Annotated in this window: 19 protein-coding genes and 1 pseudogene; 10 read left to right on the top strand and 10 right to left on the bottom strand. The window is 67.5% G+C overall.

Translation table 11 applies throughout. The features are described 5' to 3' along the window. Positions 1-27 precede the first annotated feature (27 nt). Positions 28-2,139 (bottom strand): transketolase, encoded by a 2,112-nt coding sequence (gene tkt / locus ACQP00_RS19545; RefSeq protein ID WP_433223899.1) that lies wholly within the window; start codon positions 2,137-2,139, stop codon positions 28-30. A gap of 1,186 nt (positions 2,140-3,325) precedes the next feature. Between tkt and ACQP00_RS19540 the strand changes: the two genes are divergently transcribed. Further along, positions 3,326-3,574: a hypothetical protein gene (locus ACQP00_RS19540; protein WP_433221074.1), complete on the top strand. Its 249-nt coding sequence runs from the start codon at positions 3,326-3,328 to the stop codon at positions 3,572-3,574. A 625-nt stretch (positions 3,575-4,199) separates the two neighbouring features. Here the strand turns inward: ACQP00_RS19540 and ACQP00_RS19535 are convergent. Continuing rightward, a pseudogene (locus ACQP00_RS19535) lies at positions 4,200-5,706 on the bottom strand (AAA family ATPase); the annotation flags it as partial. Between the two features lie 778 nt (positions 5,707-6,484). Between ACQP00_RS19535 and ACQP00_RS19530 the strand changes: the two are divergent. Further along, positions 6,485-8,131 (top strand): GAF domain-containing SpoIIE family protein phosphatase, encoded by a 1,647-nt coding sequence (locus tag ACQP00_RS19530; RefSeq protein ID WP_433221072.1) that lies wholly within the window; start codon positions 6,485-6,487, stop codon positions 8,129-8,131. 872 nt (positions 8,132-9,003) lie between these two features. Then, complete coding sequence (locus ACQP00_RS19525) at positions 9,004-10,035, top strand: lipocalin-like domain-containing protein (RefSeq protein ID WP_433221070.1); 1,032 nt, start codon at positions 9,004-9,006, stop codon at positions 10,033-10,035. An 836-nt stretch (positions 10,036-10,871) separates the two neighbouring features. Here the strand turns inward: ACQP00_RS19525 and ACQP00_RS19520 are convergent. From ACQP00_RS19520 to ACQP00_RS19510, 3 genes are all read right to left on the bottom strand, one after another. Further along, positions 10,872-11,849 carry a SpoIIE family protein phosphatase gene (locus ACQP00_RS19520; protein ID WP_433221068.1) on the bottom strand — a complete coding sequence of 326 codons (978 nt, stop codon included), beginning with the start codon at positions 11,847-11,849 and terminating at the stop codon, positions 10,872-10,874. A 238-nt stretch (positions 11,850-12,087) separates the two neighbouring features. Then, complete coding sequence (locus ACQP00_RS19515) at positions 12,088-12,285, bottom strand: hypothetical protein (protein ID WP_433221066.1); 198 nt, start codon at positions 12,283-12,285, stop codon at positions 12,088-12,090. Between the two features lie 78 nt (positions 12,286-12,363). Next, the gene (locus ACQP00_RS19510; RefSeq protein ID WP_433221064.1) at positions 12,364-12,810 is read right to left on the bottom strand and encodes an Hsp20/alpha crystallin family protein; all 447 of its coding nucleotides are present in this window, start codon (positions 12,808-12,810) and stop codon (positions 12,364-12,366) included. Between the two features lie 102 nt (positions 12,811-12,912). Between ACQP00_RS19510 and ACQP00_RS19505 the strand changes: the two genes are divergently transcribed. Then, entirely contained in the window at positions 12,913-13,605 is a 693-nt protein-coding gene (locus tag ACQP00_RS19505; protein WP_433221062.1) for a hypothetical protein, read from the top strand. Positions 13,606-13,979: 374 nt separating this feature from the next. Then, positions 13,980-14,459 carry a hypothetical protein gene (locus tag ACQP00_RS19500; protein WP_433221060.1) on the top strand — a complete coding sequence of 160 codons (480 nt, stop codon included), beginning with the start codon at positions 13,980-13,982 and terminating at the stop codon, positions 14,457-14,459. A gap of 255 nt (positions 14,460-14,714) precedes the next feature. Here the strand turns inward: ACQP00_RS19500 and ACQP00_RS19495 are convergent, their stop codons facing one another. Genes ACQP00_RS19495 through ACQP00_RS19480 form a run of 4 tightly spaced genes read right to left on the bottom strand, consistent with a single transcriptional unit; the run spans position 14,715 to position 21,506 of the window. Further along, positions 14,715-15,914: a Wadjet anti-phage system protein JetD domain-containing protein gene (locus ACQP00_RS19495; RefSeq protein ID WP_433221058.1), complete on the bottom strand. Its 1,200-nt coding sequence runs from the start codon at positions 15,912-15,914 to the stop codon at positions 14,715-14,717. Between the two features lie 5 nt (positions 15,915-15,919). Beyond that, the gene (locus ACQP00_RS19490) at positions 15,920-19,318 is read right to left on the bottom strand and encodes an ATP-binding protein (protein WP_433221056.1); all 3,399 of its coding nucleotides are present in this window, start codon (positions 19,316-19,318) and stop codon (positions 15,920-15,922) included. Positions 19,319-19,359: 41 nt separating this feature from the next. Then, complete coding sequence (locus ACQP00_RS19485) at positions 19,360-20,052, bottom strand: DUF4194 domain-containing protein (RefSeq protein ID WP_433221054.1); 693 nt, start codon at positions 20,050-20,052, stop codon at positions 19,360-19,362. Next, positions 20,049-21,506, bottom strand: coding sequence for a DUF3375 family protein (locus tag ACQP00_RS19480; RefSeq protein ID WP_433221052.1), 1,458 nt, complete (start codon positions 21,504-21,506; stop codon positions 20,049-20,051). Before ACQP00_RS19480 ends, ACQP00_RS19485 begins: the two co-directional genes overlap by 4 nt. Before the next feature lie 822 nt (positions 21,507-22,328). On the opposite strand from ACQP00_RS19480, the gene ACQP00_RS19475 reads away from it, so the two are divergent. The 4 genes from ACQP00_RS19475 (at position 22,329) to ACQP00_RS19460 (ending at position 25,092) form a co-directional block, all read left to right on the top strand. Beyond that, positions 22,329-22,523 (top strand): hypothetical protein, encoded by a 195-nt coding sequence (locus ACQP00_RS19475; protein ID WP_433221050.1) that lies wholly within the window; start codon positions 22,329-22,331, stop codon positions 22,521-22,523. Between the two features lie 423 nt (positions 22,524-22,946). Next, positions 22,947-23,984: a hypothetical protein gene (locus ACQP00_RS19470; protein WP_433221048.1), complete on the top strand. Its 1,038-nt coding sequence runs from the start codon at positions 22,947-22,949 to the stop codon at positions 23,982-23,984. Between the two features lie 105 nt (positions 23,985-24,089). Then, the gene (locus ACQP00_RS19465; protein WP_433221046.1) at positions 24,090-24,653 is read left to right on the top strand and encodes a GNAT family N-acetyltransferase; all 564 of its coding nucleotides are present in this window, start codon (positions 24,090-24,092) and stop codon (positions 24,651-24,653) included. 184 nt (positions 24,654-24,837) lie between these two features. Further along, entirely contained in the window at positions 24,838-25,092 is a 255-nt protein-coding gene (locus ACQP00_RS19460; RefSeq protein WP_433221044.1) for a hypothetical protein, read from the top strand. 146 nt (positions 25,093-25,238) lie between these two features. On the opposite strand, the gene ACQP00_RS19455 is transcribed toward ACQP00_RS19460, so the two are convergent. Continuing rightward, the gene (locus ACQP00_RS19455; RefSeq protein WP_433221040.1) at positions 25,239-25,598 is read right to left on the bottom strand and encodes an ArsR/SmtB family transcription factor; all 360 of its coding nucleotides are present in this window, start codon (positions 25,596-25,598) and stop codon (positions 25,239-25,241) included. A gap of 555 nt (positions 25,599-26,153) precedes the next feature. On the opposite strand from ACQP00_RS19455, the gene ACQP00_RS19450 reads away from it, so the two are divergent. Beyond that, positions 26,154-26,411, top strand: coding sequence for an STAS domain-containing protein (locus ACQP00_RS19450; protein ID WP_433221038.1), 258 nt, complete (start codon positions 26,154-26,156; stop codon positions 26,409-26,411). Positions 26,412-26,547: the final 136 nt, after the last annotated feature.

Genomic DNA, 26,547 nt, shown 5'->3' with positions numbered 1-26,547 from the left:
GTGCCTTCCGGTTCGGTGAGCGGACGTTCAGCGGTCACCGGTGGGATGGTGCAGGACGCCGGCGCTGTCCGGGCCGGTGGGTGCGGCCGGCGGCCCGTCGGCGGCGGCGAGGCTTTCCCGGGCGGCTGCGACGACGGCGTCGGCGGTGAGGCCGAACCGCTCGTACAGCACGGCGTAGGCGGCGCTGGCGCCATAGTGGTTGAGCCCGACGATCCGCCCGGCGTCGCCGACGAACTCCCGCCAGCCCATGGCGATCCCGGCCTCGACGCTGACCCGGGCGCGCACCGCGGGCGGGAGCACCTGCTCGCGGTAGTCGCTGTCCTGCGCGGCGAACCACTCCCAGCACGGCAGTGACACGACCCGCGTCGGGACCCCGTCCGTCTCCAGCGTTTCGCGGGCGGCGACCGCGATCTGCACCTCCGAGCCGGTGCCCATGAGAATGACCCGGGGGGTTCCGCCGCTGGCCTCGGCCAGGACGTATCCGCCTCTGGCGGTCCCGTCGGCGGACCCGAAGCGGGTGCGGTCGAAAACGGGCAGATTCTGCCGGGACAGCGCGAGGCCGGCCGGGCGGTCGCTGTGCTTGAGGATGGTGCGCCACGCGACCGCGGTCTCGTTGGCGTCGGCCGGTCGGACGAAGTCCAAGCCCGGGATCGCCCGCAGTGCCGCGTAGTGCTCGACCGGCTGGTGGGTGGGGCCGTCCTCGCCCAGGCCGATGGAGTCGTGCGTCCAAATGTACGTCACCGGCAGTTGCATGAGGGCGGCCAGCCGGACCGCGCCGCGCATGTAGTCGGAGAAGGTCAGGAACGTCCCGCCGTAGACGCGGGTGCCTCCGTGCAGGGCGATACCGTTCATGATTGCGCCCATGGCGTGTTCCCGGACGCCGAAGTGCAGGGTACGCCCGTACGGGCCGCCGCTCCACATCTTGGTCTGCCGGTCCGGGGGGAGGAACGACGCCTCGCCTTTGACCGCGGTGTTGTTGCTCTCCGCGAGGTCGGCCGACCCGCCCCACAGTTCTGGTAGGACGGGGTAGAGCGCGGCCAGAACCTCGCCGGAGGCTTTGCGGGTGGCCACACCCTTCGGGTCGGCGTCCCAGCGCGGCAGCCTGTCGGCCCAGTCCGAGGGCAAGGTGCGGGTGGACATGCGATCGAGTAGCGCGGCGCCGTCCAGGTCGGCGGCCCGCCACGTGTCGAATCGCTGCTGCCATTGCGCGTGCGCCTGCCGCCCCCGTTCCGCGACCCGCCGGGCGTGCTCGAGAATCTCCGGGGCGACAGCGAAGGTCTTGCCCGGGTCGAAGCCGAGGATCTCCTTGGTCGCACGGACCTCGTCATCGCCGAGCGCGGCGCCATGCGCCGCACCGGTATTCTGCTTGTTCGGAGCCGGCCAGGCGATGATCGTGTGGAGCACGATCATCGATGGGCGGCCGGTCTCGGCCTTCGCCGCGGCCATCGCCCGGTCGACGGCGGCGAGGTCCTCACCGTCATGCACGTGTTGCACATACCAGCCGTAGGCCTCGTAGCGCCGGCCGACGTCCTCGGTGAACGCGATCTGCGTGTCGTCCTCGATCGAGATCCGGTTCGCGTCGTACACCAGGACGAGATTGCCCAGCTGCTGCGTGCCGGCCAGCGACGACGCCTCACCGCTGACCCCCTCCTCCAGGTCACCGTCGGAGGCGAACACCCACACGGTGTGGTCGAACACGCTGCGGCCTTCGGCGGCGTCGGGGTCGAGCAGGCCGCGTTCGCGGCGGGCAGCCATCGCCATGCCGACGGCGTTGCCGACGCCCTGGCCCAGCGGCCCCGTCGTCGTCTCCACGCCCGGGGTGTGATTGACCTCCGGGTGACCCGGGGTCAGCGAACCCCAGGTGCGCAGTGCCTGCAGGTCGGCGAGCTCGAGGCCGTAGCCGGACAAGAACAGCTGGATGTAGAGGGTCAGGCTCGAGTGCCCCATGGAGAGCACGAACCGGTCCCGCCCGGCCCACTGCGGGTCGCCCGGATCGTGGCGCAGCCACTTCTGGAACAGCAGATACGCGGTCGGCGCGAGACTCATGGCGGTGCCGGGATGCCCGTTGCCGGCCTGCTGCACCGCGTCCATGGCCAGCACCCGTACGGTGTCGATGGCGCGCCGGTCCAGCTCGCCCATCCCCTCGGGCAGGGTCGGACGTGGTTGCACAGGGCTCCCGGTCGGCGCATCGCTCGCAGCCTCGGCCGACGCCTCGTCGTGCGTACTTCTCGTCCCGGCGGCGGTATCCGTATGATCGGCGGCCATCGGGCCCTCCATCATGTTCGGCGGTCAACGCGCAGCCGCAAGTTGGACTCCTGTGCCACCTACCCCAAATGCCGACTTGAACGCGGACCCCACCCAACAATCTTTCCGGGCGAGGGTCACGTCCGCCGCAGCCGGGGAGAATCGTGGCCGTCACCCGGTCACCTCGCGCGGATTGCGCGCGGAAGGCCACCGTTGCGATTGCGCCCCAACACCCTGGCGGTATCGCATGCCCCTGCCGTCGAGCTGACAGCCGCGCTGATGTCTGGCAAACGCCTCCCGTGCCTGATCCGCCACCGCGGGCAGTGGACATACGGCTGCCGACCTATCCATCATCAGCTGCGTGGAGCTCGTGCGGCTTCGCGGTTCAGCCTCCATCCGGATTGCGATGGCGAGCAAGTGCAACGGCACGAACCTGCCCCGTCGAGGTGTCGCGGATGGCGTGCAACGTCCGGCCAACTGCCTGCTGCGACTGGCTGGCATCCGTCAGTTCGAGTACCCGGGCTGCGTCAGTGTGGACTGGGCCAACCCACCCGGCACCGAAAACGGCGAGCGCAACCGCTCCATGGCGTGCTCGTCAGTGACGATGACCCGTCGAGCCGGCTCAGGTTCTACCACGGCCGACGGCGTGCAGAAGAGGCTGACCTGCTCATCGCTGTACCAACTCATGCTGCAGCTCCGGTCCAATGACAGTGGCGATGGCGGATCGAATCCCTGCAGGTCGAGAACTTATGCATCGGCGCTGGCGACTCACCAGCGGATTACGTCACACCCGCTGCGGCAGCTACCAGGTATCAGGGTGCGACCCCGAGCATAGCGATGGCGGGACCGCCAGTGTGGCTGGCACGCTCGTGGCCGGCTCGACCGGCTTCGATCGCCACCTCGTACGCTCGACACAATCGCCACAGCTGAGAGGCTGCCGGCTGGCGGCAGGACCGGATCCGGTGCCGGACCAGGTGCTGGCCTCCCGGTCGGGGTTCCGCTGAGCGGCGGGAACAGCAGTCTGCACCTTCGACGCGGCGTCCCACGCTGTCGGACCTCTCCGGCGGGCAGCATGATGGGCATGAACGACCACGAGGATGCCGGCACCATCCGGGACCGCGCACCGAAGGCGGGCGAGCCACCCTGCGCCCGCGCTGGAGACCTCCGCCGCCGTATGCGGAGAGACATCCGCGACACGGGCCCGACGACGCGCTCGGGGCCTGACCCTGAGCCACTCGTGGTCGTCAAACCGACGCTCGGCAATGTCGCCCTGGCGCTCGACGCGGGGTCGGTGCTGCTGTCCCGCTGTGACTTCGGCGCGCCACGCTGAGTGATAGCGTGCTCGGCAGCGGTGAGCCGACGTTCGTGCCCGACCCGTCGGTCGATGCGCGTACCGCCGAGGCGATCCGGATCGTACTGCAGATGGGCGCCACCATGGCCGCGCCGGCGACCGGTAACCACGGTGTTCACGAGGTGCTCATGGTCGCCCACCGGCACGGGCCATTTTGGAGCGGCCGACCTGGAGCAGTTCACCGCGTTCTCCGCCCACGCCGGTCTGGCGCTAGACGTCGCCGCCTCGCGCCACAGCGGATCGTGGCCGACGTCGACGGCTCGCCGGAGGCGACCACCGCGATGGAGTGGGCAGCCGCCGAGGCCGAGCGGACCCGAAGTCGGCCGTACGTCCTACACACCTACCAGCTCGGCTGTCCGGCGACCTACTTCAACCAGCCGACCGCACCCCTCGCCGCGGAGGCGCAGCGGTGCGCGAACAATCTCGTCGCCGACGCCGTCACCGGCGTCTGGACTACTGCCGGTTCAGGTGGTGACTCGGTGGGTCAGGGCGGTGCGCGGCGGCCGCCACCAACGGTGCGCAGGGCCGGCGGGACCCGAACAGGACGACGAACTGTTTGTCGCGGATGACGGCTGTGCAGAGCGCGTTGCGTTGCAGGGGCGACGCCGGCCGGGCCGTGGTGCATCGGGGTGAGGACCTGGATGTCGCGGCGCGGCTCGAGGCCGGACTTCGCCAGGATGCGGGTGCAGGCCACGTCGGCGGTCAGCGCGGCGGCCTCATAGGATTCCTCGCACGAGAACAGGAAAAGGTTGGTCATACCCTGCAGCTGTGGGGATCCCCGGCGTTGATGTGGTGCGCGTTGACCACGACCCCCGACCTGGGCGTCCTGCCGGAACCTGCGCGAGCTGCATCTGCGGCGCGTTGTCGGTGGCGAGGACGTCACGCAGGACCTCGCCGGCACCGACCGACGACAGCTGGTCGACGCCCCGACGAGGTCGCACGTTCGCGCCGGGCGGGACCGTCTTGACCAGCTTATTGGTCTGGATCAGGTCGAGCATTGACCCCTCGTCCAAGACGAGGACGTCGAAGTCTAGGGTTGTTGCGGTCGAAGGCGGCGTCGCCGCCGGGACGTAGCTGCAGCAGCCGGTGCACGATCACGGCGGGGTGGCCGGTGAGCTCGGCGAGGCGTTTCGCCGCCCGGCCGGCAGGGGCGACCAGGGCGACTTTCGCTTTCTTCGCGGCGGCGAGGGTGACGATGGAACGGACGATGAAGCTCACGCTGCAGCCGGGACCATCAGTGAGGACGCGACCTTCGACGTCAACGCGAAACGCACCGCTTGCTGCAGCTCCGCGGCAAGGGTATGCCGGTGCGGGCGCGCAGCTAGGTGAGGGCCTTGGCCCAGTCGACGCCGGCAACGTGCGGCATCCGGCCGGCCCGCTCCAGCAGTAGCTGGCGAGACCGGTCTCGCCGCGATGGAACGGCACGAGGTACACCGCGATCGCTGGCCCGTCCGGTCCGTGTACCAGCTCCCGGGCCACCCCCTCCTCGCTGGCGAGCCGTTACGGCTTGGACTGCACGACAGGAATCGACTCCTGGGCGTACTGCTTGAAGATTCGCACCGCCGCCAGGGACGTGGACACGCCGACGACTTGGAGGAAGACCATCCACCTCCTTGATCGCCTTTGCTCCTGCCACGCGGCGGTGATCTTGGCGGTTTGTCCCGGGCCCAGCCCCGGGACCTCGATAACCGGCCAGGTTTCTCCTCGACGACGCGGAGCGTGTCGAGGCCGAAGTGGGTGACGATCCGTTCGGTGAACACCGGCCCGACGCCCTTGACCAGGCCGGAGCCGAAGTAGGGGTTGAATGCCCGGGATGGTGGCGGGCAGGACCGTGGTGTACGACTCGACCTCGAACTGCCGCCCGTACTTCGGGTGGCTCGATCACCGTCCGACGAGACGGAGCTTTTCCCGGGCTGAGCGCCGAGCAGCGCCCCGATTATCGTGAGCAGTTCGTCTCTGCTGCGACTGGTCGCGACCCGAGCCACGGTATAGCCGGCGTCCTCACTGACGTACGTCAGTACGTCACACGCTTCATAACCGCGTCGAGCACGACTCAAGGCGGTCGTCCAGCGGCGGGCGCGACGATCACGGCGACCATCGTGCCCGGCCATTCGATTGGCCCGCCACCAGAGCGACGCAGGGCGAAGACGTGATTGCGGGCGGGCGGTGCGCTGATGCGCCCGCCCGCCGCAGCGGCGTCGACCCGTCACCGCAGTCGATAGGGCAGTACGGAAGCGGGGACATCCTTCGATTTACCAGGATGTGCGGTACGCAAACCTTCCAAAGCCGACGGCGCCGGGCGCTCGAGGGATGAATGTCGCCGACGTGACCCGAGGCGGCTCGGCGATGCCAACCCGTCAGCCTCGGTGCCGGGACCGAGCGAGACCATGCCGCGTGGCCAGGCTCGCTGGAATGAGGAACCGCTCATGCGCTGTCGAATCTTCCGCGTAAGCGCGTAGGACCGGCAACACGTCGACCCTATGTGCCCCTGTAGGTCATCGTCCGCCGCCGCGGCGCATTCCGCGACAGCACGAACACTAACTCTTCTCGGTCCTCCGGCGTAGCAGGTTACACACGGAACGATCTCGTGAGATCGACGGATGGAGCATCATCCACCGGGACGTCATCGCTGCCGGACGGCGGCGGCTGGCCGAAGCTGCGACGTTCCGCCGGTATGCTCTGGGGTTGCATGCTGGCCGCCGACTGGCAATACCAGAGCTGTGCGGGGTGTTTCGTCGAGTTCGAGATAGGACCTGCGTGGGCAGTGGTGACGGTGCGACGTTCCCGGCTGACGATGAGCGCCCTGGTGTGCTGGCACGGACGGGTCTTACGGCGGCCCCGGACACGACGTTTGACCGGTTCGCCTCGTTGGTCCGGCGGGTGTTGCACGTGCCGGTGGCGCTGATCAGTCTCGTCGAGGCGGACCGGCAGGTCTTCCCCGGCGCGTACGGGCTGACCGATCCGTGGCAGCAGCGCCGGCAGACCCCGCTGTCACATTCGTTCTGCCAGCACGTTGTTATCGCCGCTGCACCGCTGGTGATCGAGGACGCCCGGTCCGATCCGCGGGTGGCCGGGAATCTCGCCGTCCCGGAGCTCGAGGTGGTGGCATACGCGGGGATGCCGCTGACCGCTGACGACGGCGCCGTGCTCGGGACGCTGTGCGCGATCGACACGGCCCCCCGCCGGTGGACGCCGGACGAACTGGCCCTGCTGGAGGATCTGGCAGCGGCCTGCTCGGACACTCTGCGGCTGCGGATCGCCCACAGCGACGCGCTGCACCAGGCGGGCGATGCGCAGGCCCGGTGGGTACAGACGGACGCGGCGTTCGACCGCAGCCAGCTTCTGCTGCACGCAAGTGTCGCCCTGGCGGAGACCAGCACCGCCCCCGACGTAATCGACGCGCTCCGGGACCTAGTCACCGGCACGTTGGATCCGGCGTACATCGGGTTGTCTCTGCACGACGGGTACGGCCGTATGGACCTGCGGTCGAGCCAGACGCTGCCACCCCAGGTCGCGGACCGGTGGGACCGCTATCCGGACACCGCGGCGACTCCGTCCGCGCTGGCAGTCCGTACCGGCGCGCCGGTCCTGCTGCCAGACCTGACGGCGGTGCAGGCGGTGACGCCGGACGCCGTCGACACGTTCACCCAGATGGGCTGGCAGTCCGCGGCCAGCGTGCCACTGCCGAGCCCGACCGGCCCGGTCGGGGCGTTGACCTTCGTGTGGGAACAACCGAATGCGCTCGGCGAGGCCGAGCAGGCGGTCCTGGCCGCTTTAGCTGGTTACGTGGCGCAGGCCCTGCAGCGTGCTGAGTTCCTGGCGGCCCGGCAGACCGTCGCCGCCGTACTGCAGCGGGCGCTGCTCAGCGCGGTCCCGGACGTGGCGCCGTTCGAGGTCGCTGCCCAGTTCGAACCCGCCGTCCGCAGCGAACAGGTAGGCGGGGACTGGTACGACGTGATCCGCATCGACGCCGAGCGTCTCGCCATCACCATCGGCGATGTCAGCGGGCACGACATCGGCGCGGCCGCGTTGATGGGCAAGCTCCGCAGCAAGCTGCGGCTGCTGATCGCCGACCGGCAGGAGACGCCGTCGGCGCTGCTAGCCCGCCTCGACGCCGCCAACCACACCCTCGGCGACACGATCATGGCCACCGCCCTACTCGCCGTAGTGGAACCCGACCCCGCCGGTGGGCACATACTGCACTGGTCGAACGCCGGCCACCCCCGCCCGCTGCTCGCTACCGGCACGACCGTCACCATCCTGACCGGGCACGATCTGCTCCTCGGCGTCGACCCGACCCGGCCACGCTCCGACCACACCCATCCGCTGCCGCCGGGATCGACGCTGCTGCTCTACACCGACGGACTCATCGAATCCCGCGGCCAGCATTACCTCGACCGGGAACAGCAACTGCTACACACCTTCGCCGGTCTCGCGACCACACCGCTACCGGACTTGCTGCAGACGCTCTACACAACATTCGCCGGACCCGACCACGAGGACGACGTAGCGCTCCTCGCCGTCCGGACCCCCTAACCGGCATCGCAACCCGTCACACGTAGGTCCGCGCAATCCCAGCAGACCGCCACGGTCGCCCGTAGCAGGCCGACCGGATCACGGCCCGGATTCAGCTCGACTCGGGCGAGCGCCTCCACCGGCACCTTCGCCCGGGCCGCCTTGCCGATCGTGGCCCGTTCAGCGTTGGTCGGCGCATCCGCCCGCGGATGGCGGCGATCCGGCCGCGCGGACGCCGGCGAACGCAACGGTCCGCGGGGCGGCGAGGCCTTTTCGAAGGGGGCCCTCGCCGTCGCGGGTTTCGAAGTCACCGACGTCTGCGACGACGCCTCGGACCGTGCGGCGCTGCGGTCCGACCGGCTGCGGGCCGGCCGGTTATGGGCCGCCGTGGCCGGCGCGCGCCCGGACGCCCCTGCCGCAGACTTCGCCGCCAATCCAGCGGCCTCTCGTCGGCTCGTCTGCCTGCGTTCCCGCGTCGCCATGTTCCCTCCCCCGAGGTGGCTGCTGCGTGTCAATCACGGACCGATCCCACGAGGTGGGCACGGCCACTTCCTGAAACGGCTCCGGCTAGCCGCCAATGGTTCTACCCGAGCAGCCGTCCCCTAACATGCTTGCTCCGGCGAACGCCACCCGAGGAAACGCGCCTCAACCACAGCGTCCGGGAACTTCCGGAATCCCCGGCGCTGGCTGACGAGACGGTTTAGGCACTCAGGGCAGTGGTAGGTGTTACATCTAGAGCAACTCAAAGTCCGTGCCAGTAGCCGGTGTCAGCCTAGCGGGCGGCCTTGTCGCCTTGCAGACATGCCGCACAAGACCAGGATTTCCGTGTCTCGCCGCACGGGCTGTGCGGAAGTGCGAGGTTCACGCTGGCCCCTTGCGTTTGGAGACATGACGTGGACGCCTTCCCGCCGCTCGTCATCGACCGATTCGGTAACGAGGCCGGCGAGGCGGCGATGCACCGGCTGGGCTTGACCGAGCACGTCTCGAGCTGGGAGAACGCCATCCGCGAGCCGACCGGCCCCGGCCACGCCGAGTACTGGTACCTCGACGCGCACCTCAACGACGACAGCATCGTGACCGTCACACTCGCCACCAAAGACCCCGGCGGCGACCCGGACCGCGACCTCACCCCCATCGCGCTGGTCCACTACCACAACCCGAACGGCGTCTCCCTGACAGCGGAAACCGTGTTCGCCGGCGGCGAATTCGCCGCCCGGCGCGACCACAGCGAAGTCCGGATCGGGCCGAACACGCTGACCGGCGACCTGCACCACTGCCACCTCGTGGTCAACGACCCGCACATCTCACTGAACCTGACGTTCAACGCCACCGTCCCACCGGTACGACTCGGCACCGGCCGCAAGATCGTCAGCGCGCGCGAACACTACATCGGCTGGCTCATCGCCATGCCACACGCCCACGTCACCGGCACGCTCACCACCCACGGCCACACCCGCCAAGTTCACGGCGACGGCTACCACGACCACACCTGGTGCAACGTCCCCGTCACCGAATACCTCTGCGAGGGCTACCGAGCCCACGGCCGACTCGGCGACGAAATCCTCATCTTCGGTTCGGATCGCAGCACACCATCCACCGGCGAACTGACACTGCCGTTCCTCGTCCGGTTCCGCGACGACCACCTCACCGTCACCGACCGCCGCGGCGACCTCACCGTCGAACGCCACCGCCCACACCGAGCCGACCTGCTCACCGACCACCTCCAATTCTCCTGGCACAACCCGGACAACCCCGAGACCATCACCATCGACGTCACCGACACCGACCTGCTCCGCACCGACATCCAACAAGCCTTGCGATACCGGCAATACCGAGGACACGCCACCCTCAACGCCACCATCGACGGCCGGACACAACCCCCGAAAACCGGCACCCTCATCTTCGACAACATCCAACTCGACTGACGTGCCACGCACCGCGAACAGATCCCCTCGCGGACGACTCGGCGGTCAGTGCGCTCATGACGGCCTCCGCGTCACGGTTTTAGTCGTGCCTTCGCTATCCCTCCGCCGGCGCATACGCCAAGGGTGGCAAGCCCGCCGACGTCGGCGACCCGCCTCGGCGACCACGGGCCGGTGGGCGGCCGAAGCTCCCGCGCCGTGTCCGGAAATCGCGCGGCCCACGCTCCGCCAAATACAGTGCACCGATCGAGACGATCGTGTGCATACCGGCCGACGCCCCAGGCCGGCCTGACGTCGACGCAGCTGGCCGGTCCTGTCCCGCGGCCGTTGGACCGGCCCTCGTGGCAGACCCGGTTCCTGGCCCTGCAGCTCCTCATGGGAATGACAGACGGAACGGTCCCTATCGACCGGGCCGACGATCGCGTTGCCGACCGCAGGACGGCGGCATGAGGCTCCGGCGTATCTTGGCGCGCGCGTCGGCTGGTTGGCCCCGCCGATCACGAACGGCACGCGGCGGGGCTCACGCCGCGCCGCGGCTGCACTGCGCACGGCGACGCTGGCTTCGCGAGTCCTCGTCGAACTGTCACAGCCTGGGTTGCGCGGCTGACTAGCTCAGCGCCTATTGCGACAGCGTTGCGTGCTCGTACGATCGCTCAGGCGACGCGTTCGATGACATCGAACGACATGCTTTCGGATTCTTCACCATCGCGCGGACCGAATGAAGCGCGAATGGCGTGACCATGACGCTGGCCCTGAGGCCGACCGGGTACGCGGTTGCCACGGCTACCGCTCCTTGGTCGGTCGCAGCGGCTGTGGCCAGGCGGCAGTGATTTCGGCACTTAGGCTGGCACGCGGATACTCAGGACGCTGGCGTCGTCGCGGCGTGTGCTGGCGTGGTGGAGCAGGGTTGCGGCGATGAGTTGCGGCGCGTGGGCGAACAGTCCGGGAAAGTGGAGCGGGTCCCACCGGGCGGTGACGCCGTCGGAGTGCATGATGAATACGTCTCCAGCCGTGACGGGCGTGTACTGCTCGTGCACCGTTGGGAGGTGGCGGCCGACGATGCCGGGCTGGCATCGCAGCGGGCGCCGCGTTCCCGTCGGACTAATGGTTGCGCAGGTCAGGTTGCCGACGCCCGCGAACCGGATCAGGAGCGTGGTGGTGTCGAGTTCGGCGATCGCGACGGCGGCGCCCCGGGTGTCGCGCAGGACCTGATGCAGGATAGTCAGGGCGTCGGCCGGCGAGGTCGCCGGGATGCGGTTGAAGGTTTCGATGGCGGAGGTGGTCGCGCGGGCGGCGAGCGGTCCATGCCCGAGCCCGTCAGCCAGCAGCACCCGCACGCCGCGGGCGGTGGTCTGGACGGCATATCCGTCGCCGCAGGGCAGGTGCGCGGTGAGCGGTCGCGTCGTGCCGGAGGCCAGGTGCGGCCGCGGTGCGATGTCGGGCCAGATCTGTGCGGCCAGGGTGGTACCGACGCCCGGATGTGAATACCGATCCCGCCAGGCGGCTTCCCAGGTGAGCGGGTCGATGAGGGGGCCGGGAGTTGCCGCGGTGAGGCGGCAGTCGCGGACGGCGGCCTGGGCGTCGGCGATCCCAGGGCCGCGGTCGGTGGCGATCACCTCGACCCCGCCCTGGCGTGCGGCGCGGACCGGCCGGATGAGGATGGCGCCGTCGATAGCATGCTTGATCACGTTCGTGGCCGCCTGGGTGACCACCATGGCCAGCTGGGCCAGCCGATGCGGCTGCAAGCCGACCAGGTGGCCGAGATGTTCGGCGGTACGGCGCGCTCTGCCCACCGTGGCGCGGTGGTCAAGGTTCAACCAGACCCCTGCCTCGAGGAGCCCGGTGTGATCGTGGGGCACTACTGATCCACTCCGGTATTGATGTGCTGCGCAGGAGGCGCCGAAGCCCGCCGCGCGGCGGCACGCTGCGGCCATGCAAATGGAGCTTCGCGGGAAAGGGTTTGCCAGCCCGTGCCTGCCGCACCCGCGATCGGGTGCGCCGACCACCCGCCGGCCGGTGGCTTCATCGGCCGCCAGCGGCCAGCGGGTGTGACGCTCAGGTGTCGTTGCGTGTCTGGTTCTGCCGCGACGATGCCGCTGGCGGGCTGGCGGGCGGTGCCGGCCAGTTCGCGGTGGTGAGCGACGTGAACTCGGTGTCGACGAAGTCGTGGTCATGGCTGATGAGCTCAACGAATGCGGCGTCGAATCCCCGGTCCCACTCGGGTGACAGCCCTGTGCGCGCACCCGGCATCACCGATCACCTCCTCTCGTGCAGTGTGCTGCCGCCCCTGGTGCCCGGGGAGTTGCCACGGAGCGGGTTGCGGGCCGAACCTCAGCTGTTGAGGACCTTCTGGTCCGTGCCGGAGAGTCCAGCAACGGTGATTTTGCGGGGCTTCGCCCGTTCGCGGACCGGAATCCGCAGCACCAGGACCCCGTTGTGGTAGGAGGCCTGGATGTTGTCGGTGTCCAGGGCGTCGCCGAGGAACAGTTGACGGGAAAACACCCCGAGCGGTCGTTCCGACAGGACCGCCTGGGCTTCGTCGCCGAGGTCGACCGGACGCCGTTCGCATCGCACGGTGAGTACGTTGCGTTCGACGTCGACGTCGATCGCGTCCTGGCCGACGCCCGGCAGATCAAAGGCGATCACGAATTCGTCGCCGCTGCGGTACGCGTCGACCGGCATAGCGGCCGGATGTGACCAGGTGCCGGCGGCCGTCGCGCCGAGCAGCTGCTGGGCGATGCGGTGGACCTCGGTGAACGGTTCGCTGCGCATCAACATTGGTGCACCTCCTGGACTCGACGGAACAGTCAATGCGCGATACCTTCGTTGTATCACGTCGTCGTTTGGACGACAAGCCGCACGTCAACGAGAAGACGACCGATGTCGAGAGGCGCTGCCATCACCACCACAGCCGGCCCCAATGACCACGCCACCGCGCCTGCCATCGCGCTCGATACGGTGCTCACCACCCTCGCCCGCACCAACGACGGCAACGACGTCCAGCCGGAACACATCCTGACTGCGTTGACGCTGCTGCGGACACTGCAGCAGCAGCTCGAGCACATCGAGCCGGAACTGGTCGCCGCCGCCCGCCGCGCCGGGGTCAGCTGGCAGGGCCTGGCCACGGCCATGGGCGTGGCCAGCCGGCAGGCCGCCGAACGCCGCTACCTGCGAACCGCCAGCGGAAACCCCACAGACGGCACGGCCGCCACCCGGGAGGGCCGGGTCCGCGCCGAACGCGATCACCGTGCCGGTACCCGGGCAGTAGCCCGCTGGGCCAACGACCACACCGCCGATCTGCGGCGCATCGCCGGCCAGGTCGCCGCACTCACCGATCTGCCCGCCACAGCCGCCAGCGACCTCGACGCGCTGCACGTCGCCCTCGGCGCGGCCGACGCCGTCACCCTGCCTGCCCGGCTCGCCGCCCTGCGCCAGTACCTCATCGACCGCCACCCCCACCTAGCCGACCAGATCGGCCAGATCACGACCGCCACGAACGACGTCCGCCATGCCACGCAGCAACAACGCGACCAACGCCATCCCGACCCAGATCCGGCCAGCAGAGCCGGGTAAGCCGCCCGTCACACCGCATCCGCCAATCGCTGCCAGCCGCCGACCGCGACGGTCTGACTGCGCCCGCGGCGCCCGACGAGGAGAACTGCTCATGGCGAGCGACGTCGCGGACTGCGGCAGTCGCCGGCACGCGTCGTCGTGCTCCGTGTCAGGTCGACCCAGGCGCCCTCTCGCCCGGCTGCACTGCACGCAGGTCCCCGCCCCCGGAACCCGACCTCGGCGAGCTGCGGCGGCCACAGGACCGCCATCGCCTCGGTCAGCACCGGATCCTCCCGGGCCATGGCGAGAAAGCTGCTCGTTGCTCATGCTGACCACACCAGGCCCACCCCGCCAAGCGCGATAATGCCCGTCAACGGATGGACGGTCGACCGAAAATGGTCGATCCGGACCCGACAACGACCAGACATGGCCGGAACAACTTCAACGTGCCGTCGTACAACCACTACAGTGCCGAGCTCGCCCTGCTCTATGTGGCGGCGTTCGCGGTGCAGGAACTCCGCAACTTCTGCGACTTCATGCAGCGCCATCCAACAGTCCACATCGCCGACTGGGGCACTACCCGCGACCGCTGTGACCGAGTGTGGGACGACATCTCCTACCTGTGGTATTCCGGTCACCGACCGCATCACTACGACCGGGTACACGAGGCGAACAAGCAGGCATTCGCCAGCGCTAGGGCGGGAGACGGCGCCAGACCATGCCCGCGTGACCCTCACTCAATTCCAGACGACGAGGTCTCCTATTACAGCGACCCGATGGAGCGCCTCGTCAAAATGCATACCAGCTTCAGGGAGTTGACGACCGGCATCGGTTTCCAGTCACCGTTGCCCCGCGAAGACGCGAGATTCCGCTGACCGGCTGCGCTGGCATACACGGCCCGACTCGCTTGCCGTGGCCGCCGGCTTACCGCCGCTAGAGGGAAGGCAAGGTCGGTCACCTTCCATGTTACGCACCGCCCCGACGGGAAGCCGCTCTCCGAACGTCCGTTGAGCACGTGACCGCGCGGCGCGCTCGGCGCCGCATATGCCCCGCGACCTACTCCGATCGAGCACCGTGCTCACAGTTCGGCCGTCGACTCGCTGCTGCATATCAATCTGACTCGCTATTTGCTATTCCTGGGCGACGCCATCCAAAGTCCACTTCAACCGTTCCAGGACGAACCACGCCGGAAGGCGTTCCTGCTCTAGGCGGAGGTAGGTTCCATTGTCGGTGGAAATCGCGGCCAAGGAAGCTGCCTCGGCGTCTGTGAGGTTGGGTTCCGGTGTGTCGGCTCGCGTCTCGTCTCCGACGGCAAGAGCCTTGTGTTCTTCGAGCGTGACCGGGTCCATGAGGACGGAAACGAGGCCCGGAAGTTGGGTACGGGCCCGAGACAGCAAGGTGAGTCCGGCGCGGTCGAGGTCACCCCAATACAGATGACGCGCACCGCTCAGCCAGCCGATGTTGCTCAGCACATTGAGATGGTTGCCCAACGAGTGGATGATCACGGTACGAGTTTGGTCCGGAATCAGGTACGCGGACTCCTTGTTCTCGACGATGAGAACTGTCCGGGGGCGGACGGGCAACACATCGATTTCAGGCAGGGGCGCGCTGACGTGTCGGAGGCCACCCACCAGTGCTCGATCGGCAGGATCGACCAGGATCACATCCACATGTGCGGGCAGGGACACCAGCCCCAGCGGGTCCAGATCGTCCTGGTCCAGATCCTCTTCTAGTTGCTCGGTGCCGAAGTCCGACCGGGGGGTGAGGTTGAGGCAGGCGAGAACGAGCCAGCGATGCCGCGCAAGCCATTTGGTGTGCATCCCCACGACAGGCACCTGGCGGATCGTCAGTCCAGAACGTGGGTGTTCGGTGAACCAGACCGCAGCATCGATGAGGATCTTGAAATCGGCAGGTTCCAGATCGACGATCTGTTGTAGATGCGGGCGCAGCCGCGCCGCGGACGCTCCGCGCGGCAGGGCTTTCAGCAGAGTCCATCTGACGCTCGCCGTCGACCAGTGGCTGCTGAGGTCCCGGTCAAGTGCAACGAGATCCTCGACCGTGGTCAGGTCAAGATGGGTAGGTACCTCTTGGGTACCCACAACAGTTTGTCGGGTTGCGGTGCGCAGTTGCGCGGTCGGGTGCGCCCTGGACCAGTCCCGCCAAGCCCGCACCCATCGGCCGACCACGGCGGAATCGCGGGCGATGGTCTGCGCCGACGGCGCGTCGAGGGAGAACGAGCATGCGGCCTCGGAGTCACGCAGGAGCCAATCACGCCACTTGTTGCGGTACCGGGCGCGTATCTGAGGGAGCACCGTGGAGGCATCGCGCACAGCGCCTACTCCTCTTCCTCGAGCCGCAGCGCCTCGGTCATGGTCATCGGATAGATACGCACACGCGCCGGCTCGTCGACGTCGACGTTGATGTAGGCCACCGTTTCTACGTAGCCCTCGAAGGCGGTCGCCTTCTCTCTGGGGGCCCCGACGATCAGCTGGAAGCCTAGGGCCCGCAAGGCCGACAGAGCTCGGCCCGTGTAGTCACTGTCAGCCTTTACGAAACCCTCGTCGAGGATGATCGATGCGTATCTAGGTGGCCCTTCGTGGCCGTCGCCGAGGCGGAACCGGAGTGCAGCGCCGAGGATGAACGCAATCAGTTCCTGGCCTTCGCCGCCGCTCATGCCAGAGACACCGTCATGGACGACATCGACCCCGTCAGGGCGGGTCTCGATGGCTTGGAACTCGACGTGCTCGCGCGCATCGAACACTCGACGCCGCCAGGCCTCCCCGGCTTTGGACTGGTCGTCGAGCTTGGCCAGGTGCTGGCGGAGGCGCGTGAATGACTTCTCGACCTCGTCGGCATTCCGTTCGGTGTCCATACCAACGGTGTTGCTCGTGTATCGGGTGATGATCTGGCGGAACTCCTTGAGGTCGCTGCTCGGCCGTTCGACCGATTCGATGCTCAATGTGGCATCCGCCCGGAAGCGCACGTGACGCAACACGCCGTTGATGGGATCAAGCCCACGCTTGATGCTGCGAGCGTCATCGTCGATCTGGACAAGCAGCCCGCGCAGCTGCCGGTTCATGTCTTCGTCGACCTTCGCCAGCCATGCGTTCTTCGCGCGTGGCAGATCGTCGGTGACGAGCTGCTGATAGATCGCCAGCACCGACTGGAGCGAGTCGATTGTACCGTCCGTCTCGCGTGCGGTTCGCTCGTCCAGATTCCGGTAGGCGGCAATGTGGCCCACCACCGCAGCCTCAAGCTGCTCTCGGTTGTCGCGATGCCGTTCGATCTGGCCGCGCAGGTGTTCCATGGCCGATCTCAGACTGGCGGTGACCCCGGCAACGCCGGCGGGCGCGGCGAACGGGGTTGCGGCGAGCGCGCCGCGCTCGTCGCGGTCGAGCGGCACCGAGGCCTCGACCTGGTCCTTGGCCTCGTCCATGACGGTCACGAGGTCGCCCCATTCCTGGTCGAGTCTCGCCTGCTCGTCCTCGCAGAGCTTCACATCGCGCCTGGCGATGATGGCCTCTTCACGCTGCTTCGGAAGCAGTTCGGTCAGATGCGTAACTTCGGGAGAGTTGGCCTGCGCAAGCTGCGGCTCGAGTTCGGCCATGCGCCTCTGCGTGGCCGACGTGTCGATCTGGTCCCACACCAGGTCGATGCGGATCGATTGCAGCGCCTCGAGCCGCCCGCGTGCCTTGTTGCGCCGCAGGTCGGCCTCATCGGCCGCCACCTTGGCGACCTGGAGCTCACGCTTGACGGACTCGAGCTCGTCTGCCAGTTCCTGCAGCAGCCGATGGGTGTCCCATCCGAGCCAGGGGTAACGCAGGCGACGGTCATCCTTCGTGAATCGTTGGCGTGAGCCTGTGCGCATGCCAGTCGGCGTGATCGAGCCGCGTGCCCAGTCGGGACGCCGGTGGTCCAGCTCCGTGTCGGTCTCCACACACCAGTAGTTCACGGTCTCATGTAGTTCGCCGGCAAGCCAGCCTCGAAACGGATGATCGGCGATGTCGAGCAGCGCTGGGACACCACCCGCCGGCACCGCGGGCATCGATGCGTCGGGGGTGGCGAGGGCGAGCGTGATCGATCCGCGCATGTCGTGGTCGTGTACGTATCGGCGAACACTGGCGAACTCACGGCCATCGACTAGAAGGGTACTTGACAACGGCAGGAGCAAGCCGACGACGGCCTTCTCCCACCGGCGGTGCTCAGGTTTGAGCTGGAGCAGCTCGCCTGCGTAGCGGAGCCGGTCGATCTCCATGTCCAGGTCGGAGGCGATGCGCATACGACGTTCATCAGCCTCCTCGGGGATGAGGCTGCGGCGTGATCGTAGTCCGGCAAGCTCGCGGTCTTTCGCATCGACGTTCTGGCGAAGCTGCCAGAGCTGTCCTGCGGCCCTCGTTGCTGCCTCGGACTCGCGCGTCAACACCGTCTGCTCTTGAGCGGCGAGGTTGTCGAGACTGGCATGCGTGAGGGTCACGTCGCCAGGCGAGGTGGGCAGTGGCAATCCGAACACGGCGAGGCGGCTCGTGGTACGACGGCGCACCTCCTCAGCCCGCCCCAGCGCCTCCTTCGCATGTTCGAGGTGCAGTCTGATCAGCTCCGAACGGTCACCTCCGGCCGCGGTGAGACGAGTGATCGTCTCCTTTTCCCGTCTATCGGCCGCCTCGGCCGCCTTCACGGCGTCCGCATGCTGTTCGTCGATCGCTGCCTTGGCTAGCCGGTTGTCGTCGATGGCGACATCGGCCCACTCAGCGATCTTCTCGGCATGCCAGACGTGTATCCGTGTCGGGCCGTCCCCGTCCTGCCTCAGCAGCCGGCTCTTGGCTGAATAGTCGGAGCCGGCCGCGCTGTACTTCTCGGCGATCACGGGTAGCGGGGCCAGCGTCTGTGTACGGCGCCGCGCCGCGCCGAACTCCTCGTAAAGCCGTGACGCTTCCCGGTAGGCCTCAAGGGCGACGTCCCACCGGGTCAGCGCGAGCGGCTCGGTTAGCACAAAATCCTTGAACAGCGCATTGATAGAGAAGATGCCCTTGGACGCTTGAGCTCGCCGCAGCAACTGCATGGCGAGGCGTTGCGACTCGTCGGTTGAACCCATCCCCATGACGGTGCGCATCTTCGCGTGCACCCGCGCCTGCGATGCATCCACGACGTCACCGCGATTCTGATCGATGAGACGCTCCAGCGAGGTCTTCGACAATGGGGACGCGCCCTGTCGGACGGCGGTGATTCCGTTGAGCTGCGCAAGATCGAAGTAGTCGTTGACGAATCCATACACCGTGGCGTTGTTGATCGCCTCCGGTCCGTCGGCGTCGGAACCCACCCAGGCAAGCCGGAACGAAGTCGCGCGCCGACCGTCGCCGGTCTCCCAGGTGATTGCCGCACCGCTGGGGAACCCTGGCCCGCCGGGCGGTCGTAGGTAGTTCGTCGTCGAGGAGCGCCGGTTTTCGTCTTTGCGCTGGTCCGTGTGACCGCGCGCGTAGGAGTACACGGTCCGTTCCCGCTTCTTGCCGCGATCGTCACGGGCAGCCTGGTTGAACTCCTGCGGGTTGGGCAGGATGACCGAAGCCATGGCGTCCAACAACGTGGACTTCCCGCGTCCGGACGGGCCGACGATCGCGGTTCCTGACCGCGCCGCTGTCATGGTCTGCAGGCCCGAGTACGCACCCCAATTGAGAATCTGCACCAGGCTGATCCGGAACTGACTCGCGCCCTGCCCGTCAGTGACGATGAAGGGCAACACATTCTCCGGGTTCGGTACCGCAGCCGCACGAGGGGCTGTCACGTCGGCTCCCCGTTGGCGGAATCGTCACTCACGTCTGCAGCCTGGGCTGCCTCGACGAAGTACCGTTCGAGACGCATGACCTCGTCGACGCCGATGAGCGGGACCACTGCGGGCGAGACGGTGAACAGATAGTCCGCGTCCGGATTCGGGGTCATCAGCCGCAGCTCGGCCACGGCGCGGATGGCGGCGTCCGCCCGGCGCTCCAGACGCGCTTCGTCGCCGTCGTCGTACTCCCGAAAGGGGCGCAGGAACTCGGCCACTTGAGTTCGAGTGATCATGACCGGCTCGTCGGTCGCGTCCAAGTATGTGTGCTCCTTTCGCAGGAACACCAGCAACAGGGACGCGTCACGGTGCAGCGGCTTGTCGCGGCGCAGCAGCTTCGGTGCGTCTTCTGCCGGGTCCTGCCGTTTGAACGCCACTTCATAGTCCCTGTCGATGACCAGCAGCAGGTACATGTCGGCGAGGCGCTCACGAATCTCGTGCTCAAACGTCAGCAGCGCCTCCCATGCGGAACGGTTCCGCGACCGTGTGATGAAGCGGTTGGTCAACAGAGTCGCTAGCGCTCGACGTGCGGCGTGGGGCAACTGCGATCCGCCCGGACCGGATGGCTCATCGCCTTCGAAGCCGTACTCGTCGAGATCGTCGTCAGCCACTGAGTGGTCGTCGAGGCGGTCGAAGCCTTCGCTCACCGTGTCTCCTTGATCGGGACGGGCCGGTCGAAGACGACGTACGGCAACGTGGCCATGAGGGCAGTGGCCCGGTCGCCGGCCAGCCGCACCGTCTCGGCGAGAGCGCCGTCGACGTGCCCGTGCATGACCGCAAGGTCGAGCAGGCTCACCAGGGCGCCCAAGCGCTGGAAGTCCTCCGGCGTGGCGTCGAACACTTCGGCACCGGTCACCAGCGACTGGTCGGCCAGCAGCCTGTTGATGGTCTGCCCCACGGCGCGCGGGCTGGTTCCGGCGGCCAGTCGAAGCGCGGCCCGGTCCTCCGTGGGAAGCGCCGCCCGCTGCTCGGTCACCTCGACGATGACCTCTTGACTACCCTGGTCGCGCCACAGCTGCGTCTGCGAGATGTCGACGACGGCGAGCGGGCCCACACCAAGCACCTCCAGCGGAACGTACCGCTGCCCGGGCTGGGCCTGTACCCATCCGGCACCGGCGTGCAGGGCGCGGTCAGCCAGCGTGAGCAACCGCTGGTGACGGCCGTGGGCGGCACGCGTCAGAAGTCGCCGCAGCGATGCGGACCAGCGTAGATAGCTGTTCTGCACATCAAGCTCCGCGGCCAGGAGGTTCGACAGCATGCTGTCGAGCTCCGCACGCTGCGCCGCGGTCATATCCCTCTGCGCGAAGTCCTGCGAGAGGATCTGGTCGACATCGGCGCGGAGCTGTTCGGTTTGCCGGGACGAGAGCATCCGGGAGAACCCGAGATACGCCGTGCCCTGACTCGTCTTCGACAGGAGATCATTCTCGTGGAGATATTCCTCGACGAGGTCCGCTTTCGGCGGTCCCTGGACCATGGCCCGTCGTGCAACCTCCTGGTGACGGCCTTCCACCATCGTGCGTAGCTGCCGGAAGTCAGCCGGTAGAGACCGGGTCATGGCGAGAATCTCGCGCAGTTGTTGCTTCATTTCATCCAGCGTCGCGAGCCGTGCCCGGCCGGATGCGATCTCGGCGCGCCGCTTGCGCAGCTCTACGATCTGTTGGTCGATACGCCGCACTTGAACATTCCGGTCCGGATTGGTCATGTCAGCCAAGAGCCGCACCGCATGGGAGATGGAGCCGAGGCGGGCCCCGCTGACGGTTGTCTCGCCTTCGACTAGCTCTCGGACGAATCTGAGCGCTCGCAAGGAGTACGGCGACAGACGGTACCGCAGGCGCCCGTTCAGCGCTTCGGTCTCCAGCCATCGTTTGTCGATCCAGTCGCGGCAGTGTTCGGCTGGCGTAAGGCTGCCTTGCCATTCCGGAATCCGTTCGCGAGCCTCGGAGACACGTTCGTGGAACCACTCAGCGGAAACCGATCCGTCAACCTGCTCGAGGTGCTCAGCGAACAGCGGCAACACCCAGTCACGCGAGTACGCCTTAAGTAGCGTCAATGTCGGATTTGCGCCCAGCGCCGCCCGAATCTGTTCGCCGGTGATCTTCATGACCGCCCTCCGTCAAGCCCCGGGCTTGTCACATTACTTTGAAACGTCGCGATCAGTCAGTCCGCGAAGTCCACGCGACGACGGCCGAGGAACTGGACGCGGGAATAGACCGGGGCACTCGGGTCAACCTGCCGTCCTCCCTCCGCGGCCTCGTCGAGCACGTGTCACTCAGCCTCAACGAGCTCCGACCCAGGAGCGTGGGCATCCCATGACGGTCACCGGCGCGGACCGCGTCACGACCGGGCAGCCCGGTGATACGCCCTCCCGACTGGCCGGGTCGGCTCGCAGTGCGCCGCGATCAGGCCGTGTCGCCCACCTGTGCAGCCCCGTTGAATCGACCTTGGGGCATCGCTACGATCTCCGCATGAACACCTGTGCCGTGGCTCAGGTGCCACGCTTTGGGGGCAACGTCCCCCCTTCGACACCAGAATCCGGCGCACACGCCGTTTTTGAGAGCCGCGTGTTCGAGCGCATTCGAACACGCGGCGGTGGCATCTCAGCCACCTGTCCATGGCCGTCCTGCTGAGGTCCGGTGGTCGACATGACCACAGAGCCGATCCGGCCGGTCATCCCCTCTGTACAGCCGTACACCCGTGCCGTGGTCCCGCCGGCGGTCAGCCCGACGCGATCGCGTGGGCCGTTGCCTTTGGCCAGGCTGGCAGAGCGGCCAGCCGGCACACTCCGGTTCGGCCTCGCCACCGTCGACACGAACGGGCGAGTCGCCGACAGCACCTTGTTCGCGGCCCTCGGCTGGACGGACGGGACGCGCTCGGCATCCGCACCTGCGGCGGTCTGGTCCTTGTCATCGCCGACGAGCATGGTGTGTTCCAGTTCAAGTCGCCCGGGTTTGTGCGGATTCCGGTGTCGGCGCGGCGCTGGTGCCATCTTCCGCTGGGTGAGCGGGTGCTGCTGGCCGCCGACCCGGTCAACGGGCTGCTCGTCGTGCTCCCGCCCGCGGTGCTTGAGGACGTGCTCGGCGGGCTGCTGAGCACGCGGCTGCGGGAGGCATCGTCATGACGGCTGTAATGCCACCCGGCCGTGAGGCCGACATCGAAGCTGCGCGGATGCTGCTGGCGCGGCTCGGGGTGTCACCGGCGGACCTGGTGCAGGCAACCGTGCAGCGGCGTGAGGTGCCGACGTTCAGGGAGTATCTGCCGGTGGTCCGCGCCTCGGTGACCGCTGGGACGCTGCGGGCGTACAGCAGCTACTGGAATCGCATCGAGCACCAGTGGGGCGAGCGCCGGATGGACGACGTGAAGGCGTCGGACATCAGTGCCCTGGTGGAGTTCGTCAAGGCGAACGGTGTGATCCGGCGTAACGCACGGTCCGGCCGCTCGGCGGCGGAGAACCGGCCAACCCGAACACAACATCGACCGCCTCATCCACTGGGCACGACTCCTCACCATCCCCACCCACCTGCTCTGGTTCACACAGCCGACCTTGGACGCCTCGATCGTCGTAGAGCCAAACCCGCCAGGCCTGGCGTCCGGCCTCGATGCCGCCAAGTCCTCCGACGGTGCTGGCCGTGCGGGCTCCCATGACGAGGAGGAGCCGTTGTACCGACGAACAGTCCTGTACGGCATCGTCGGCGCGCTCGGCGTTGCCCGCGATGCGCTCCCCGAGGACGATTGCATGGAGGCGGTGCGGCGGAATGTCGATCGGGGATTGCGGGCGCCGGTCACTCCCAGCGATGTCGAGGAATGGGAACGCACCGCCTGGCAATACGCCCGCGAGGTAGGCGCAGTGCCTCCGGCAACGGTACTTCCGGAACTCCTCGTCGACCTCGATGAGGCGCACGCACGACTGACCGAGGCCGACGACAAACTCCGTAACCGTCTGGCGCGGGTGTGCGCAGAACTCAGCGCGCTCACCGCCATCGCACTCATCGCTTCCGACTCACCCGGACCGGCCCGGCGTTTCTGGCGCACTGCAGTACGCGCCGCCGACCAGACGACGGACCACGCGTTGCAGGCCCGCATCCGAGGCAGACGTGCGGTGTTCGCGTTGTACGACGACCTGCCCGTGTCGACTGCACTCTCGATGGCTGAAGATGCGGTGACCGTCTCAGACGGACACGCCACCGCCGGCGCCGCCAGCGGCTACGCCGCACGCGCTCAAGGATTCGCCCAGTTGGGACAGCACAACGAAGCCCGCCGAGCCCTCGGCGACCTCGAGGCGACGTTCAAGCGCCTCGGGGCAGCGACCGTTGACGATCGGCGATCGCAGTGGGGCTGGAGTCAGCAGCGCCTGCTGCACGTCGCGAGCTTCGTTTACGCCCATGCTGGCGACGCCTCCCGCGCAAGCCAGGCCCAAGAGTCCGCGCTTGCGCTCTACCCCCGCTGCTCTATCAAGGACGCGCACAAATCGAACTCCATCGAGCAATGTGCCTGGTCATGGCCGGCGATCCAATCGAAGGCGCGCGCCACACCACCCGGACGCTTACCAGCCTGCCCTCCCCACTGCGACACGACGCCCTGATCCACCGCTCAGCTCAACACGTGGTCGAAGCAGTACCCGCGAAGGCGGCGAACGACCCCGCCGTCTGCGAAGCTCGTCACATGCTCACTTCGATCGCGGCCTCACATGACTGACTCGCAGAACCTGACGTTTGCCCACTTCTCAGCCGCTGACGCCGAACAGATCCTCGAATCGGTCGTCGCGCCGATCTATGCGGCCACACACGCAGACGTCATCTCGAGCGCCTTCTACGACCCGGACCGCTTCCTGCAACGCGTGCGCGGATACATGCGCTCGCCAGGATTCGAACTGGTCACCGCAACGGCCAAGGCAGAACCTGCCGGTCTCGCTCTCGGCTACGCGCTAACCGCAGGCGCCCGCTGGTGGCAGGGGCTGACCACCGAGGTAGATCCCGACGCCATCGCTGAGAACGGGCACCGCACGTTCGCGCTTTGCGAACTGATGGTCCACCCCAAGCTACAACGCCTGGGAATCGCCCGCGCCATCCACGACGAACTTCTGCGCAGCCGCCCAGAAGATCGCGCAACCCTCCTCGTCCGAGACGACAACACCGCCGCCCAAACCGCATACGCAAAATGGGGCTGGACCAAGCTTGGCAAACTCCAGCCATATCCGGACTCGCCGAACTACGACGCACTACTCCTGCCGCTTCGCGCCGGAGCCATTTGAACTGTCGACGATCTGAACGATTTTGCGGCAAGCCGAGGGCCCATCACGCAGGCGGCCTTCGAGGGACTGAAAGCCAAGCTACGGGGAACAATCCAATCTGGGCTGCGATTAAGGGTGCTTGGTCGGGGACAAGCCCCGAGCTGAAGCTTGCCGTGGTGTTGATCTTGGTACTGAGGCTGAGCTTGTGGACTGCCGGGATCGCTACCGGCGGCTTCTGGCCATGTGGGACGGCGGCCCGTCATGCATCCCCGGCTTCGAGGACTGCGAAGTGGTCCTGCCGCCGCCGGGCTTTCCGGGCCTCGCTCCCGCGCTGCTGCTGCCGGATGAGAAAGGTGGCTCGGTGTCGCTTGAGTGGGCGTTGGCGCCGATCATTGCGGGCTCGAAGATGCGGGCGGAGGCGCTCGCGAGGACTGCCGCAGCGTTTGCCGAAGCGGAGTAGCGGCTTAGAGCGTGTTGAGGAGTGCCCTGGTTGCCATGGAAGGGCTCGGCAAGCACCAAACGCAACTGATCGACATGGTGCGCGAGCTCGTCACCGCGGGGATACTTGATCCCCGCACGGCGCGCCACGTGAGTCGGGACTGTATGTCAGCGCGGCGTGGCTGGTGGTCCCGGCGCAGCCGATGCGCGCAGATCCGCTAGCAGCACAGCTTGACCCGACAGGACACCGGTCAGGATTTTACGGGCGACGGCAAGCAGTTCGGCGACATCGGGGCTGGTCAGGGTGTAGTAGACCGCTGATCCTGCTTTGCGGGACGCGACGAGGTTCGCCCGGCGTAGCACTGCCAGTTGTTGGGAGAGGTGCGCCGGCTCGATGCCGACTTCTGGCAGCATCTCCGACACGGCATGCTCGCGCTCGCTGAGCAGTTCGAGAATTCGGATCCGGGCGGGATGAGCGAGGGTCTTGAAAAACTCGGCTTTGAGCTGGTAAAGCGGCCGACTCGCCACACTCCACCCCCTTTGCCTGGCGTGCGGAACGTGCGCTGGTCGGGGCATCCGGATCGGAGGTGCCGCTCGATTGGCCCCGCCAGGTCGCAGTTCATTGCCCGACGCGGTGACCCGCTGCGAAGTTTAGCAAGTCGTTGTGCAGCAGTTTCGAGGCTGCCCGTGTCCGGCAACGGTGACGGCCGCCGCAAGGTCCTCTGTGGTACTCGAGCGAGAGGCGCACATCGCGGGCGACTGCAGTGCCTGGGGCAGGTGGGGCGCGCCACGGGACAGGGTCACGCCTCTATCCATTCAGCACGTGCGCAATTGCTAGATGCTGCAAGTGCGCGAGCTCTATAGTCGATAGGTTGATGCCACAAGTCCCGGCTCGCGGCAGAGGCCGACGTTGATGTTCGCGCGTTCGGGTCTGCATAAACCGCCGTTAGGAGGCTGACGGGTGACGATCGCAGCGCGCGCGGTGCCCCATCGCGTCGCTACGATTACGATCAGTCACCTGCCGTTCATGCGGCCTGGTCCGTCATGAGGTTCCTGTACACCGCGCAAGCGACGGGTGACGGTGTGGACGTGATCCTCGCCGGCGAGGTGGACGAGAGTTGCAGCGACGATGTGTACCAGATCATCGTCGCGGTGATCGACACGGGCCCGGCCCGGATCACCGTCGACCTGCGTGGCCTGGTATTCATCGACGATGCCGGCGTCGCTGCGTTCGTAGGTGCGCACCGATCGGCTCAGGCGCACAGGACCAGTTTGATAGTGGCCAACGCTCGTGGGCAGGTTCGCCAAGCACTGAGTTCGGCTGGTGTGCTGCGCCGCTGAGTGCCGGTGGTCCGGGCGTGTCGTCGCAGAAGTTTCCCCGGCCGGAGGCCGGCTCAGATGGAGCGCCTCGCTCAAGTGCGCGGGTAGCCAGCGCCGTCTGGCGCGTCGCGTTTCGAAGTTGCTTGCCGCTGACTGC

Origin of the sequence: Dactylosporangium sp. CS-047395 (assembly GCF_050942185.1) — a bacterium.
Classification (GTDB): domain Bacteria; phylum Actinomycetota; class Actinomycetes; order Mycobacteriales; family Micromonosporaceae; genus Dactylosporangium.
This window is presented reverse-complemented; position numbering and strand designations above follow the sequence as displayed.

Bases quoted from the DNA above. Each gene is read 5' to 3' on its own strand.
- tkt (WP_433223899.1), bottom strand. From the start codon at position 2,139: ATGGGCGAGCTGGACCGGCGCGCCATCGACACCGTACGGGTGCTGGCC.
- ACQP00_RS19540 (WP_433221074.1), top strand. From the start codon at position 3,326: ATGAACGACCACGAGGATGCCGGCACCATCCGGGACCGCGCACCGAAG.
- ACQP00_RS19510 (WP_433221064.1), bottom strand. From the start codon at position 12,810: ATGTTGATGCGCAGCGAACCGTTCACCGAGGTCCACCGCATCGCCCAG.
- ACQP00_RS19505 (WP_433221062.1), top strand. From the start codon at position 12,913: ATGTCGAGAGGCGCTGCCATCACCACCACAGCCGGCCCCAATGACCAC.
- ACQP00_RS19500 (WP_433221060.1), top strand. From the start codon at position 13,980: ATGGTCGATCCGGACCCGACAACGACCAGACATGGCCGGAACAACTTC.
- ACQP00_RS19480 (WP_433221052.1), bottom strand. From the start codon at position 21,506: ATGAAGATCACCGGCGAACAGATTCGGGCGGCGCTGGGCGCAAATCCG.
- ACQP00_RS19465 (WP_433221046.1), top strand. From the start codon at position 24,090: ATGACTGACTCGCAGAACCTGACGTTTGCCCACTTCTCAGCCGCTGAC.